Source organism: Skermania sp. ID1734 (assembly GCF_007489285.1).
Taxonomy (GTDB): domain Bacteria; phylum Actinomycetota; class Actinomycetes; order Mycobacteriales; family Mycobacteriaceae; genus ID1734.
The window spans coordinates 129,755-143,197 of the sequence record NZ_VLIY01000004.1; the positions used below are offsets into that span (position 1 = coordinate 129,755).

The following is a 13,443-nucleotide window of genomic DNA, read 5'->3' on the forward strand; positions in this document are numbered from 1 at the left end:
GGAGTGGCGTGAGCACTACCGGTTCTCGCATGGTGGGGCTGTTTGCCGGAATCGGCGGGCTGGAACTGGGTTTGGCCGATCACGGCTGGCGCACCGAGTTGTTGTGCGAGATCGATTCGGGTGCCCGCGCCGTCCTGGCCGCACATTTTCGCGACGTCCCGGTTCATCCGGACGTCACCACACTGCGCGGACTGCCGGGCGGCACCGAATTGGTAGCTGCCGGTTTCCCCTGCCAAGACTTGTCGCAGGCCGGACGCACGGCCGGCATCACCGGCGACCGATCGGGTTTGGTGGACGAGGTTTTTCGCCTTGTTCGGCGCCGTCGCGGGCCACGCTGGCTGCTCATCGAGAACGTGCCGTTCATGCTGCAGCTCGGTCGCGGAGCAGCGATGCGGCACATCACCGGTGCGCTCGAGGAAATGGGCTACACCTGGGCCTACCGCGTGGTCGATGCTCGCGCGTTCGGGCTGCCGCAACGTCGTCAACGGGTCCTCATGTTGGCCTCCCGCAGCGAAGACCCGCGCAGTGTCCTCTTCGCCGATGACGCAGGTCCCCGCGAGTACGGCGATGCCGCGACCCACCCATGTGGGTTCTATTGGACGGAGGGCATTCGGGGCCTGGGCTGGGCGGTCGACGCGGTGCCCACCCTCAAGGGTGGTTCGACGCTCGGGATAGCGAGCCCGCCGGCCATTCGACTGCCCAGCGGCGGGTTGGTGACGCCCGGAATCAACGATGGCGAGCGCTTGCAGGGGTTTGACCCGGACTGGACGCTGGCCGCCACCGAGGTGCCTGGCGTCCGGCACGGGCACCGGTGGAAGTTGGTCGGCAATGCGGTCAGCGTGCGGATGGCGTCCTGGGTGGGACACCGGCTCACCAACCCGGGCGAGCCCCTGCCGATGGACGAAAAACAACTCGTTCCGGGCCAGCGCTGGCCCACGGCCGCATGGGGCCGCAACGGCACCGCGCATTCGGTAGCGCTGTCCACCTGGCCGGTCCACGAACCATACGAGGGGCTGGCGAACTTTCTCGACGATGCCCGCCCGCTATCGGCCCGCGCCACCGCCGGGTTCTTGCGCCGAACCCGCGTGAGCAGCTTGCGTTTTCCGCCCGGATTTATTGCCGATGTCGAGGCCCATCTAGACCAGATGGGCGGTTTTCCGCAGGCGGCGGCATGACACCCGAAGGCGAGCGCGAGTGAGGATCGCAGCGCCGCAGGCGCGAGGACCGGAGCGAGTGGGAGCCGAGCCATGACACCCGAAGGCGAGCGCGAGTGAGGATCGCAGCGCCGCAGGCGCGAGGACCGGAGCGAGTGGGAGCCGAGCCATGACACCCGAAGACGGGCTGTTTCCCAACCCCACCGTCGCTTACCCAATTGCCAACGCGCTGAGGCTTTCCGGCACGAAGCCGCCAGCGGACAGCGATCGGGGTGAGAAAAAGAACTACGCCCAGCGGCTGTCCAACCAACTCGCGCAAACCGTCGCGGACGCGCTGCGGCCGCTGTACCCCGACATCACTCCGACGGCCAGTGGGGCCGGCCAGGAAGCCGCGGTCGATGTGGCAAAGGGCCGAAAGCGGCTGGACGTCAAGGCTGTTGACCCGACGCTCGGTCTGATCCTGGCGGTTTCCATCAAGACCTACAGCTTTCAGGATTACAGCCCCACGAGCGGCAGGCTCGGCCGGTGGACCAAGAACATCGTCCGCAATGATCACGAATTACGCGGCGAGGCAATGGTTTTGCACCAGCGTCAGCCCTACAGCGTGTTGGTGGCGGTGATGTTCGAGCCGGTCGCAACGTGCGACGACGGCGACCCGTCCAAGCCTTCCGACGTGGGCAAGTCGTCGTTCGCCCACCACGTCACCACCCTGGCGAAGCGGGCTGGACGCGGCAAGCGACCGGTGCTTGGCGGCGCCGACAAACTGTGGGTGGACCTGGGCGCCGAAGACACCCGCTATGACTTGTTCGAGAAGGTGTTCATCGGCCTCTATGAGCCGGACGGCGCGGTGCGCTTCTTCGACGTGGAGGATGCTCCGCCGCGCAACGGAAGGCCACCAGAATCACAGACGTTGTCCTTCGCCGAGTTCGTCGCGGCGGTTCATGCGGAAGTCGAGCGGCGCAACCGCTTCGCACCGACCTGGTCGGACCCCGACCTCGAGGACGCCTGAGCCGGCCTACCGTAGGTAGGTGCCCAGCACGGATCCGGCTACGAGCGCTCGCCTGAGCAAACAACGGCGCCGCGATACGGCGCCGGAGTTGGCGTTGCGCCGGGAGTTGCACCGGCTCGGGCTGCGGTTCTACATCGATCGTGCGCCGGTTGCTGGCCTGCGCCGCCGCGCCGACGTGGTCTTTCCGCGGCGCAAAGTCGCCGTCTATGTGGACGGCTGTTTCTGGCACCGCTGCCCAGAGCACGCGACCGACCCGAAGAATAACGCGCAGTGGTGGGCGGACAAGCTCGCCGGAAACGTCGCCCGCGACCGGGACACCGACGCCCAACTGTCGTCGGCAGGCTGGACGGTCGTTCGTATCTGGGAACACGAAGCGACACCGTTAGCAGCAGAAAAGGTATTACGCGCGCTCGGCCGATAGTGTGGAAGGGTGCGCAAGGCGGCAGCAGTGCTTATCGCGGTCGCCGGAATCTGTTATTCGTCGTGGGTACTCGAGTTTCTGCTGCCCATCCACCTCGACGCGACCGACTCGTTCCTCAGCGAACTCGACGCAGTCGGGCAGCCGTATCGGGACGTGTTCTCCACCGGGGACACCATCACCGGCAGCATCATCGTTGTGGCTGGCGCCGCGATGCTGCTGCTGTTGCCGCGACGGGGCTGGACCACGGCCGGCTGGATCGCGCTGATCATTTTCGGGGCTTCGACCATTGCGGACGCGAACTGGCCCATCGGCTGCATTCCGACGCCTCAGCATCCGTGCCCCTCCGAACCCAGCGGCCTATTTCCGCAGCTGCACCACTTTCACGCGCTCACCAGTTCCGTGGCCGTCAACGCGATCTTCGTGGCCATGATTACCTTCAGCATCGCCGCGTTTCGGTATCGGTTGTTCCCGGTCCTGCGGGTGATTGGCCTGAGCCTGTTGATCTTGGCGGCGGTGACCACCGCATGGATGCTGATCGCCGACAACTTGTCCGGCGACTATCAGCTTGGCATCGCGCAACGTATTCAAGTCGGGTCGATGACGCTGTGGCTGGTCGCGCTGGGAGTTGCCGTCTGGCTGTTCTCGCCGCGGCGAGTCGTTGACAGGCCATAGCGCTGCTGCGACAGTGAAAATTGTGACCCATCGAGCAGCGGCGCTCGAGTCTGTGGGACCGGGCGGTCGCGCAGCGATCGACATCGGCGATTACGTCGATGGCATTGCCGCATTCATCGGCGGCACCGCCAACGTCATCATGCAACTAAGCGAACCTGCGGTCGGCTATGGAGTGGTCGAAAGCACCGTCGACAGCGGCAAGGTGATGCTGCACCCGGTCAAAAGATTGCGCACCACGATGACGTATCTCGCGGTGGCATTGCTCGGCAACGACCTGGAACGAGTGCGGTTCCGCGATGCCGTCAACAGCGTGCACCGGCAGGTGCGATCCGGACCCGATAGCCCGGTCGCCTACAACGCCTTCGACACCAAGCTGCAACTGTGGGTCGCGGCTTGCCTTTACTACGGCGTCGACGACCTGTTCCGGCGCCTGCGCGGCCAGCCCGACGACGCCCTCGCCGAACAGCTGTATCGGGAAAGCATCCGGTTGGGAACCACCTTGCAGGTGCGAGCCGACCAGTGGCCCCGCGATCGCGCCGCGTTCTACGAGTACTGGAATCGCGAACTCGCCACGAAGACCATCGACGACACCGTTCGCGCCTACTTCAACGACCTCATCGATCTGAAGATGCTGCCGCGGCCACTGCAACTGTTGTTCGCGCGGCCCCAGCGGTTCGTGGTGACCGGCCTGCTGCCACCGCATCTGCGCGACGAGATGCACATGCGGTGGAGCGAACGCCAAGAACGCCGACTCAACCGCATCCTGTCCGCCGTCGGCGCCGTCAGCAAACGACTGCCCCGGGTACTGCGACAGTTTCCGGTCAACTACTACCTGTGGGATATGCGCGCCCGCATTCGGCTGGATCGTCCGCTGGTCTAAAGACCCTCAGACCGAAACGGCGACGGCATGCAGCACGTCGATGATGACGAAGGTGACCACAAAGCCCGCGATCATCCACGCCGCCATATTGCGGCGCATCTCCAGCGCTGCGGTCCCGCCGATCATGGCCACCACGACACCGGCGGCGATCATGGTGACAAGCCATCCACCGTGTGGTGCAAGAGATCCGACAAACCCGGCATGCTCGTTAGAGGCGGCGGCAAACAACATGCTGGCAGGATATCCGCCGCTCATGCGGTGCTCGAAAATCGCTCACGATGCACCGCACTCGACAGCGGCCGGCCAGTGCGCCAACCGAAACGCTCGAGGTCGGGTGTTGTTTGCAATTGCTTGACCGGCCCAACACAGAGGTAGGCGACCGGCCGGATTCCCTCGGGCAGCCCAGCCAGTTCAGCCAAATAGTCTTCCTCGTAGAAGGAGACCCAACCGACACCGACGCCCAGCGCGGTGGCGGCCAGCCACAGATTGCTGATCGCCAAAATCACCGAGTACAGGCCAGTCTCCCCGATAGTGTGGCGACCAAGAATGTGCGGTCCGCCGCGGCCGTGGTTGTAGGTCACCACAATTCCGGTGCCGGACTCGACGATTCCGTCGATCTTGATCGGATCAAAGGTGCGGGCGCGCTCGTCGGGCAGCGTGTCGGCAAACTTCTGGCGCTGCCCGCTCACGTGTATGGCAAATTCCCGGAGCCGATTTGGGTCCTGCACGACGATGAAGTCCCAAGGTTGGGAGTTGCCGACGCTCGGCGCGCTATGCGCCGCGGCCAGCAACCGCTCGAGCGTGGCGTCGTCGATCAGCGCACCGCTGAACTCAGCCCGCACGTCTCGGCGTCGTCCGATCGCCTCAAACACCGACATCTCTGAATCCACCCGCACAGACTCCCATACCGCGCACACCCGAATCGCCGCTAGGCAAATCCGGCAGACCACTCAAACTGTGCGCCCGTTTCGTCCGAATTATCTTTAGTGCGAGGTTCGCTCGACGTCGATTGATCGGTACATGTTGCGGGAACACACATTCCGCCGCGACTCGCGGCGACCTGGAGTACGTTCGCTTGAAATCTGCTCGTACGGGCTCCGGCCCGGAACTAAGGAGGGGAATCAACTTTGCATACCAACCGACCGGCCCGATCCGTCGCACTCCGGGTCCTGATCGCCCTGCTGCTGGGCATGCTCGTACTCACCGGATGTTCGAAGAGCAATAACAACAGCGCATCTTCATCCGCGTCGGGCACGTCCATCCCGGCTGACCCGTCCGAAAGTTCCGGCGACGCAGCACCCATCGACCAGTCTTGCCCGACGTCGAACACCACGTCGTTTGCCAAGACCAAGTTCGTCGCCCACTCTGGGTTGGCGTTTGGCGCTTTCCATCGCTACATGTGGAAGCCGTACCAGGAAGGCACCTTCAAGAAGGGCGCGCACGGTCGCATCGCGGCGTTCGTGAAGGGCGGCCTCGCTGCGCTGTTCATCAAGCGGGAAATTCGTTTGGCCAGCGAGGATGTCAAGGCGAACCCGACATTGTGCAAGGCCATCGGCGCCCCGCTGGCGAAGCTCGGCGACACCATCCAGAGCGCCTTCGACAAGCTCAAGACTGGCGACGCGAGCGGGATCACCGACGCCAACTCGACGATCTCCAGCATCACCAGTTCATCGAAGAAGGACGGCGTCGACATCACCGAAAACGACAACCCAGACTTGACCTCGAACCCGAAGTAGTCGACGCCGAATCGGCCCTTGTGCCGCACTAGCGAAAACCGCACGGGCGGACGTGGTGAACATCACCGCGTCCGCCCGTGGCATTTGGGCGATTTGGTTGAATCGGTATACATTTCAGCGCTCGCGTAGCGGATTCCGCGGCCGTACCCTTCCTCAATGAGTATCGTCCTCGAGCCGGTGAAACGGCTCTTGATCGGTCGCGCACTTCGCAATGAGGCCGAACATTCGCAACTGCTGCCCAAATGGATAGCGCTGCCGGTGTTCTGCTCCGACCCGATTTCCTCTGTTGCTTATGCAACCGAACAAATTCTGTTGGTTGCCGGGCTCGGCGGCGCGGCATATCTGTCGCTCGCCTCGCCGGTCGCGGTGGCCGTCGCCGTGTTGCTGGCGATCGTTGTGCTTTCCTACCGCCAAACCTGCCACGCCTACCCCAGCGGCGGCGGAGCGTTCGTGGTCAGCCAGGACAATCTGGGCGAGACCGCGGCACTCACCGCCGCGGCGGCGCTACTCGTCGACTACGTCATGACGGTCGCGGTGTCCGTGGTGGCCGGCGTGCTGGCCATTACCTCGAAGTTTCCGAGCCTGCAGCCCGATGCCGCCGAGTTGTCCGTGGCGATCGTGGCGATCCTGACGGTAGTCAATCTGCGCGGCTTGAAAGAAAGCGGCAAGGCATTCGCCTTCCCCACCTATGCATTCATAGTGCTGGTCTTCGCGCTGCTCGGGACAGCCTTGTATCAGGGCATATTCGGTGGCGGACTACGACCGGCTTCCGGCGCCACCGAGCACCTCACGGCCGTCGAGCCGGTCGGCGGCTACTTCACCGTCCTGCTTGCCTTGCGCGCCTTCGCCTCCGGGTGCACCGCGCTGACCGGAGTCGAGGCCATCAGCAACGGCGTGCCGGCGTTCCGTAAGCCGAAGGCCCGCAACGCCGCCGCGACGCTGATGATCATGGGAGCACTCGCGATCGTCATGTTCGCCGGCATCACCGTGCTCGCTGAGCGCATGCATGCGCGCGCCTATCCGGACGGTTTCCCGTCGGTGATCAGTCAGCTCGGCGCCGGCGTCTGGGGACCACACTCTGTGCTGTTCTTGCTCTTTCAGCTCGCCACCGCCGCCATCCTGATTCTGGCGGCCAACACCGCATTCAACGGCTTTCCCGTTCTCGCATCGATTCTGGCCAAGCACAACTACCTGCCCCGCCAACTGCACAACCGTGGCGACCGGTTGGTGCACAGCAACGGGATAGTGCTGCTCGCCGGCTTCGCGATCGCGCTCATCATCGGGTTCAACGCGAATATCGACAAACTCATCCAGCTCTACATCGTGGGAGTGTTCACGTCCTTCACACTCAGCCAGGCCGGGATGGTGAGGCACTGGCAGCGACTGCTTCGCGCACCGGAAACCACTGGGCCGCAACGGCTTCGTTTCCGGCGCGCACAAGTGATCAATTTCGTCGGGGCAGTCGTCACCGGAGTCGTACTGCTTGTCGTCATCCGCTACAAGTTCCTCGGCGGCGCATACCTGGCAATGATTGCCATGGTGTTCCTCTTCGTGCTGATGAAATCCATTCGGCGCCACTATTCGAAGGTGCGGGCGGAACTGCACGTGGACGATGACATCCATCTGCTGCAACCCAGCAATAACCATGCGATCGTGCTGGTTTCCCACTTCCACCTGCCCACCATGCGTGCGCTGGGTTACGCGAAAGCCACGCGGCCGGCTCGGCTGACGGCACTGACCGTGAATATCGATGACGCCGACACCCGAGCGCTGCTGCACGAATGGGAGCGCCACGACCTCGACATACCGTTGACCGTGATCGAGTCGCCGTACCGGGAAATCACCCGACCGATCCTGGACTATGTCAACCGAATTCGACGCCAGTCACCGCGTGACGTCGTTACGGTGTTCATCCCCGAGTACGTTGTCGGTCACTGGTGGGAGCAGTTGCTGCACAACCAAAGCGCGCTTCGGCTGAAGACGCGGCTGCTGTTTCAACCAGGCGTCATGGTCACGAGCGTTCCGTACCAGTTGCGTTCCTTACCAGCGGATCCGGCGCCCACCGATCCGGCACTGTCGCGCTGAGATTTTCGCGCCTCACGCGCCGATAGCGGTGGCGATCATCGGCCAGGCGTTGTGCAGGTCGTCCTGCCAGTACGGCCAGGAATGCGTTCCTACCGGATTCAATGCGATGGTGGCCGGCACGTTGGCCGCGCGCAGACTCGCTGCCAGCGTCTGGGTGCATTGGTGCACAACCGATTCCATGACGCCGCCCACGACTGCGCGGTCGGCCAACGCGCCGGCATTGCCGCCGATGCCCGGTGCGGTAAGCGCTTCGTGTGGTCCAGGTGCACCGGTTCCGGCTGCCACATACACAGCCGTACCGCGTAGGCGGTCGGCATGCAGGGTCGGGTCATGGTCTGCCCATGCCGGATCGCCCGGCGGGCCCCACATGTTCGCGGCGTTGCCGCCGAACAGGGCTATCTGGGAGTAGACATAGGCCTGTCCGGCCGCCGAAGCCGTCTGGGTGCATCCGCTGAACGAGGCGGCCGCCTGAAAGAAACCGGGCGCATGGATAGCGAGATCGAGCGCCGAGCCCGCGGACATCGAGACGCCCGCAACGGCATTGCGTCCGGTCGTGGGAAACAGCGAGTTCAGCAAGGGCGGTAATTCGCGGGTGAAAAAGGTCGCCCACTGGTTGCGCCCGAGGATCGGGTCGTCGTGTTCCCAGTCAGTGTAGTAACTCGCTCGACCGGCCAGCGGCACAACGACATTCACGTTCTTGCCGGCGAAGAACGATGCCACGTCGGTCCGGCCGGTCCAGTCGCCGCCGCCCTCACCGCCGTCGACGCCGTTGAGCAGGTAAAGGGTCGGCCCCGCGCCACCGGCAGCGCGCGAAATCCATAGCGGTATTTGCCGGTTCATCGCGGCGGAATACACGGTGATCTGAAACTGCTGCCCACCGAGCGGCCGCACGCCGGTGATGCCGGATGCCGGGGCAGCGGAAGCCGCGACCGGAGTAGTCAGCGCGGCCGCGAGCACCGCGACGATCGCGAGGGGCTTGGCGATTCGTCGCAACGCGGCAGCGGGTGCGCACTTCATTGACAACACTCCAATCGACAATGACCGGCTTCGCCCGATCGTAACGGCCGGTTACCGGGCTACGCTGCAAATGTGTGCCTGACATGCCTTGCCGGCGCAGCGATGGTAGCGCCGTCCGCAGCGCCGGAGATCTTTCCCACGCAGGCGCCCGCACCCGGCTGGCTGACCGGCAAACCCGGCGTCGGAACGATCACCTGGACGGGCTGCGCGGGCTTTCTTTTCGATGTGGAGGGCACCCGGATCTGCGTCGACCCGTTCGTCAGTAATCCCGGCTTCGTCGATGCCTTCTTTCGTCCGGCGCGACCCAACGCGGCCCTGGTGCGACAGAAGTTTCCCGACGTCGCTGCCGCATTCATCGGGCACTCCCACTGGGACCACGCGATGGACGTCGCCGTGCTGGCGGCCGCTGGCACCGTCGTACACGGCAGCACAACGACGGCGGAACTGTGCCGCCGGCAAGGTGTTTCGGATGCACGGCTGGTGCAGGTCGGCGATGGTGACCGGATTTCCGTCGGCCCGTTCACCGTGGAGGTCATCGAGTCGCGGCACGGAATCGTTCCGTTGGCCAGCAAGATCGACGTCATCGAATTACGCGGTCAGGGGATGCCGTCCACACCCTTCCGGTGGCCGCGCGGAGCGGTGTTTGCCTATCGCGTGGAATTCGGCGGCCAGTCGGTGCATGTGCAGACCAGTGCGGGTATCGCCGATGGGCCGCTGGCTCGGCAGGCACCGGCCGATGTGCTCATCGCCTGCCTCGCCGCCCGCCAGGGCACTCCGCACTATCTGCAGCGCCTCGGCGAGCAACTGCGGCCGAAGGTGCTCATCGCGTGCCACCACGACAACTTCCTGCATCCCGTCGACCAGCGGCCGCGTCCGGTGCCGCGCCTGGACTGGCCGGAGTTCCTCGAGTCGGCGGCCGAACTGCGGCAGAAGTACGGCACCCGGCTAGTCCAGCTGCCGCGCGGGGTGGCGGTCGACTTCTGAACTGGGCGCAGCGAGGCCGATTACTCCCCGGCGATCGGGTACCCGATTGGATGGATGGAGGCTGCGCCATCGACATCATCGGCCCGAGCGGAGTAAGGTATGGGATACCTAAGTTCGTCGGAAACGGAGTGAGTCGTGTACGTGTGCATCTGCCGCGCGGTAACCGAGAAAGAGGTTGCCGAAGTGGTGGACGCTGGCGCCCGCACCGTTGATGACGTCGGCGAGCGCTGCGGCGCGGGCACCGGCTGCGGCAGCTGCAAAGAACGGATCTGCGCGATATTGGACGAAGCCGCCAAGTCGAGTGGCAGGATTCTCTTTAGGGCCGCCTCCTAGCATCCGCCGAGCGGCCTTCCAGCGTCGACGCCAAGGAGGCCGGTATGCAGGGCGACCAGTCGGTAATCGAGTTTCTCAACGAGCAACTGACCGCGGAGCTCACCGCGATCAACCAGTACTTTCTGCACGCGAAAATGCAAGAAAATCGCGGTTGGACCAAGCTCGCCGCGCACACTCGGGCCGAGTCGATCGACGAGATGCGCCACGCCGAGTTGCTTACCGACCGGATCCTGTTCCTCGAAGGACTCCCCAACTACCAGCGTCTGGGCACCCTCGAAATCGGCCAGACCGTCACTGAGATGTTTCGGGCCGACATGAAGATCGAGGTCGACGCCGTCGATCGGTTGCGGCGTGGGAGCGCGCACATGCGCGAGGTCGGCGACATCACCTCAGCCCGATTGTTCGAGTCGATCCTGGCCGACGAGGAATCCCACATCGACTACCTCGAAACTCAGCTCGACCTGATCGAGCAGCTCGGCGAGGCGCTGTACCTTGCCCAGCACGTGGAACCGCCGTCGGACTAGAAACCGAGCTGTTCGCTGACGGCCAGCAGCAGCTTGGTGGTGTGCGATATGTGGTCGCGCAAAGCAGCGGTGGCGCAGTCAACATCGCGCGCCAGCGCCGCCTCCATCAACCGCCGGTGCTCGCCAGCCAGGTCCCGGCCCTTCTCCGACCCGAGCGGCTGTGACCAGCGTCGGTACAGTTCGGCCTCGTCTCGCAGTCCGTTGGCCATCTGAAACAGCCGACTGTTCCGGCAGCCCGCAAGCAGCGCGCGATGAAATCCCGCGTGCGCCTCGGCCCACTCGTCGGTCACCCGAACCGGGTCGCAAGTGGTGAGAAACGGCGTGCCTTCCAGAACGTGGTGGGCCGCGACCAACCGCGACTCCCACGCTAGGTCGCCCTCGGTGATCGACCGGGCAAACACCAAGCTTTCCAACTCTAGGCGCGCGTCGGTGAGCTCGGCGAGCCGGTCGGGCGAAAGTTCGGTGACGGCGTAGCCGACATTGGGCTCGTTGGTCACCAGCCCTTCCGCGGCAAGCCTCGTCAGCGCCTCGCGGATGACACTCATGCTCGCGTCGCAATGTTCGGCAAGGTCGCTGAATTTCAATCGCTCGCCGGGCAAGCGGCGTCCGCTGAGGATGTCGGCTCGCAACGAGTCATATACGACATCCCCGCGCGTGCGCTTTCCACGGTCGGCAGCCATGCCAGAAGTGTAGCGGAAATCAGCTCAAGATGCGAAACAGATAGTTATTTTCGAAAATCGCTTGCATTCGCGAATCTGTAGGCGTACACCTGAAGCAACGGCGTAGTGACGGAACTCACTCCCAAGCTCGCCACCTCAACCACCGCGGCCCGGGCCGCCGACATCAAGGAGCAGCAGTGCGTATCGGAGTACTCAATGGACGCACGGTGATCGTGGATGGCCAGCGCGCCGTCGACGTGGCGGATGCCAGCAACGGCCGGTTCGGTCCGGCACCCGCCGCCGTGTACGACGCCTGGACGGAATTCAGCGAGTGGGCGGCCACCGCGCCGACCCCGAACGGCACACCGTACGACTCGTCTGCGCTCGAAAATCCGGTCCCGGAACCGCGGCAAATCTTCGCGATCGGACTCAACTACGCCGAGCACGCGGCGGAGTCCCATTATGCGGTGCCCGAGTTCCCGCCCGTGTTCACCAAGTACCGCAGCTCGCTCGCCGGGCCGCGAGGCGAAGTGGAACTGGCCGGACCGAAAGTGGACTGGGAGGTCGAGCTCGTCGCGGTCATCGGGCGCCCCGCGCACCGGGTGCCCGAGTCGGAAGGCTGGAATTATGTCGCGGGCTTGACTGTCGGACAGGATATTTCGGAGCGGGAGACACAGTTTGCCGCCACCCCACCGCAATTCAGCCTCGGTAAGTCCTTCCCCGGCTTCTCTCCGGTCGGGCCGGTGCTGGTCACCGTCGACGAGCTCGCGGACCCGGACGACCTGGAACTCGGCTGCGACATCAACGGCGAGCAGGTCCAAAAGGGCCGTACATCCGAAATGATCTTTTCAGTGCCGCAGCTGGTTTCGCGACTCTCGCACATCACCCCGCTGCTTGCGGGCGACCTCATCTTCACCGGCACGCCAGCCGGAGTCGGGCTCGGCCGAACGCCGCAGCGGTTCCTCGCCGCCGGCGACGTGTTGCGTTCTTACATCGCCGGGATCGGCGAAATTGAGCAAACCTTCGTACAAGGACAGTGAACCCATGTCGCTGCACCGCTTGGCATCGGTGACCATCGGAGTACCGAACGTCGACGAAACCGCCAGCTATTACCGGGATTTCGGACTCGCCCCCACGGACGGACGTTGGCTGCGCAGCCTCGATGGCGGCGAACAACTGCGGATCGTCGCCGCACCGACCCGGCGGTTGATCGAACTCGTCGTCGGCGCGGACGACACCGATGACATCGACCGGGTCGAACACGAGCTTCGCGCCAAGGGCTTTCTGGCCCAACGCAATGAAGATGAGGTCGTGGCCGAGGAGCCGGTGGCCGGGATCCGTGCGATCGTTCGCGTGGTGCCGCGGCTCACCCAACCCAACATCGAGCGGACACCCTATAACGGGCCCGGCCGCATCGAGCGAACCGGACGAGCACCAGGCGTGCTGCGCACCGGCCCGGTTCGGCCGCGCAAACTCGGCCACGCCGTCATCGGATCCACCGACTACGACGCGACGCGCCGGTTCTTCGTCGACGGCCTCGGCTTCAAAATCAGCGACCACATCAAGGGCCACGGCACATTCATGAGGTGCTCCACCGACCACCACAACGTGCTGGTCATGCAGTCACCAGTCAACTACCTGCATCACACGTCGTGGCAGGTCGATGACATCGATGACGTCGGTCGCGGCGCGTTCGCCATGCTCGACGGCAACCCGGAGCGCCATGTCTGGGGGCTCGGCCGGCATCACGCGGGGTCGAACTTCTTCTGGTACCTCAAGGACCCCGCCGGCAACTTCTCCGAGTACTACTCCGACATGGACTGCATTCCGGAGGACTCGCTGTGGACCCCGGAAGACCTCGAAGGCGCTCGGGGCCTGTTCAACTGGGGCCCGCCGCCCCCGCCGAGCTTTCTGCATCCCGAAGACCTCGCCGCCATGATGACCGGCGCCCACAGCATCCGCTGACACA

16 protein-coding genes are annotated in these 13,443 nt (G+C 64.5%); 12 read left to right on the forward strand and 4 right to left on the reverse strand.

Translation table 11 applies throughout. The annotated features are described in order from the left end of the window. The first annotated feature begins 29 nt into the window (after nucleotides 1-29). The 5 genes from FOS14_RS06525 to FOS14_RS06545 all read left to right on the forward strand — a co-directional run bounded on the left by FOS14_RS06525 (nucleotide 30) and on the right by FOS14_RS06545 (nucleotide 4,136). Nucleotides 30-1,175: a DNA cytosine methyltransferase gene (locus FOS14_RS06525; RefSeq protein ID WP_143769630.1), complete on the forward strand. Its 1,146-nt coding sequence runs from the start codon at nucleotides 30-32 to the stop codon at nucleotides 1,173-1,175. Between the two features lie 148 nt (nucleotides 1,176-1,323). Beyond that, entirely contained in the window at nucleotides 1,324-2,163 is an 840-nt protein-coding gene (locus tag FOS14_RS06530; protein ID WP_143769474.1) for a hypothetical protein, read from the forward strand. A gap of 19 nt (nucleotides 2,164-2,182) precedes the next feature. Then, nucleotides 2,183-2,584, forward strand: coding sequence for a very short patch repair endonuclease (locus tag FOS14_RS06535; protein ID WP_143769475.1), 402 nt, complete (start codon nucleotides 2,183-2,185; stop codon nucleotides 2,582-2,584). Between the two features lie 9 nt (nucleotides 2,585-2,593). Continuing rightward, nucleotides 2,594-3,256 (forward strand): DUF998 domain-containing protein, encoded by a 663-nt coding sequence (locus FOS14_RS06540; RefSeq protein WP_143769476.1) that lies wholly within the window; start codon nucleotides 2,594-2,596, stop codon nucleotides 3,254-3,256. Nucleotides 3,257-3,278: 22 nt separating this feature from the next. After that, a complete protein-coding gene (locus tag FOS14_RS06545) occupies nucleotides 3,279-4,136 on the forward strand; it encodes an oxygenase MpaB family protein (protein ID WP_255450112.1) in 858 nt (285 codons plus the stop codon). A gap of 6 nt (nucleotides 4,137-4,142) precedes the next feature. Here the strand turns inward: FOS14_RS06545 and FOS14_RS06550 are convergent, their stop codons facing one another. Both FOS14_RS06550 and bluB read right to left on the reverse strand, forming a co-directional pair. Continuing rightward, nucleotides 4,143-4,367, reverse strand: coding sequence for a hypothetical protein (locus FOS14_RS06550; RefSeq protein ID WP_143769477.1), 225 nt, complete (start codon nucleotides 4,365-4,367; stop codon nucleotides 4,143-4,145). 20 nt (nucleotides 4,368-4,387) lie between these two features. Continuing rightward, nucleotides 4,388-5,014: a 5,6-dimethylbenzimidazole synthase gene (gene bluB / locus FOS14_RS06555; RefSeq protein ID WP_143769478.1), complete on the reverse strand. Its 627-nt coding sequence runs from the start codon at nucleotides 5,012-5,014 to the stop codon at nucleotides 4,388-4,390. A gap of 249 nt (nucleotides 5,015-5,263) precedes the next feature. Between bluB and FOS14_RS06560 the strand changes: the two genes are divergently transcribed. Next, entirely contained in the window at nucleotides 5,264-5,872 is a 609-nt protein-coding gene (locus FOS14_RS06560; RefSeq protein ID WP_255450113.1) for a hypothetical protein, read from the forward strand. A 156-nt stretch (nucleotides 5,873-6,028) separates the two neighbouring features. After that, complete coding sequence (locus FOS14_RS06565) at nucleotides 6,029-7,957, forward strand: APC family permease (protein ID WP_185981647.1); 1,929 nt, start codon at nucleotides 6,029-6,031, stop codon at nucleotides 7,955-7,957. A gap of 12 nt (nucleotides 7,958-7,969) precedes the next feature. Here the strand turns inward: FOS14_RS06565 and FOS14_RS06570 are convergent, their stop codons facing one another. Next, on the reverse strand, nucleotides 7,970-8,974 hold the full coding sequence (locus tag FOS14_RS06570; protein WP_143769479.1) for an alpha/beta hydrolase family protein: 1,005 nt from the start codon (nucleotides 8,972-8,974) through the stop codon (nucleotides 7,970-7,972). A 102-nt stretch (nucleotides 8,975-9,076) separates the two neighbouring features. On the opposite strand from FOS14_RS06570, the gene FOS14_RS06575 reads away from it, so the two are divergent. The 3 genes from FOS14_RS06575 (at nucleotide 9,077) to bfr (ending at nucleotide 10,815) form a co-directional block, all read left to right on the forward strand. After that, nucleotides 9,077-9,958: an MBL fold metallo-hydrolase gene (locus FOS14_RS06575; RefSeq protein ID WP_143769480.1), complete on the forward strand. Its 882-nt coding sequence runs from the start codon at nucleotides 9,077-9,079 to the stop codon at nucleotides 9,956-9,958. A 135-nt stretch (nucleotides 9,959-10,093) separates the two neighbouring features. Then, nucleotides 10,094-10,291, forward strand: coding sequence for a bacterioferritin-associated ferredoxin (locus FOS14_RS06580; RefSeq protein WP_143769481.1), 198 nt, complete (start codon nucleotides 10,094-10,096; stop codon nucleotides 10,289-10,291). A 44-nt stretch (nucleotides 10,292-10,335) separates the two neighbouring features. Then, on the forward strand, nucleotides 10,336-10,815 hold the full coding sequence (gene bfr, locus FOS14_RS06585; protein ID WP_143769482.1) for a bacterioferritin: 480 nt from the start codon (nucleotides 10,336-10,338) through the stop codon (nucleotides 10,813-10,815). Here bfr and FOS14_RS06590 read toward each other — a convergent pair. Continuing rightward, nucleotides 10,812-11,495 (reverse strand): GntR family transcriptional regulator, encoded by a 684-nt coding sequence (locus tag FOS14_RS06590; RefSeq protein ID WP_143769483.1) that lies wholly within the window; start codon nucleotides 11,493-11,495, stop codon nucleotides 10,812-10,814. The two genes, bfr and FOS14_RS06590, sit on opposite strands and share 4 nt — an antisense overlap. A gap of 176 nt (nucleotides 11,496-11,671) precedes the next feature. On the opposite strand from FOS14_RS06590, the gene FOS14_RS06595 reads away from it, so the two are divergent. Together FOS14_RS06595 and FOS14_RS06600 are read left to right on the forward strand one after the other, a co-directional pair. Continuing rightward, nucleotides 11,672-12,514 (forward strand): fumarylacetoacetate hydrolase family protein, encoded by an 843-nt coding sequence (locus FOS14_RS06595; protein ID WP_143769484.1) that lies wholly within the window; start codon nucleotides 11,672-11,674, stop codon nucleotides 12,512-12,514. A gap of 4 nt (nucleotides 12,515-12,518) precedes the next feature. Then, nucleotides 12,519-13,439, forward strand: coding sequence for a VOC family protein (locus tag FOS14_RS06600; protein WP_143769485.1), 921 nt, complete (start codon nucleotides 12,519-12,521; stop codon nucleotides 13,437-13,439). Nucleotides 13,440-13,443 lie beyond the last annotated feature (4 nt).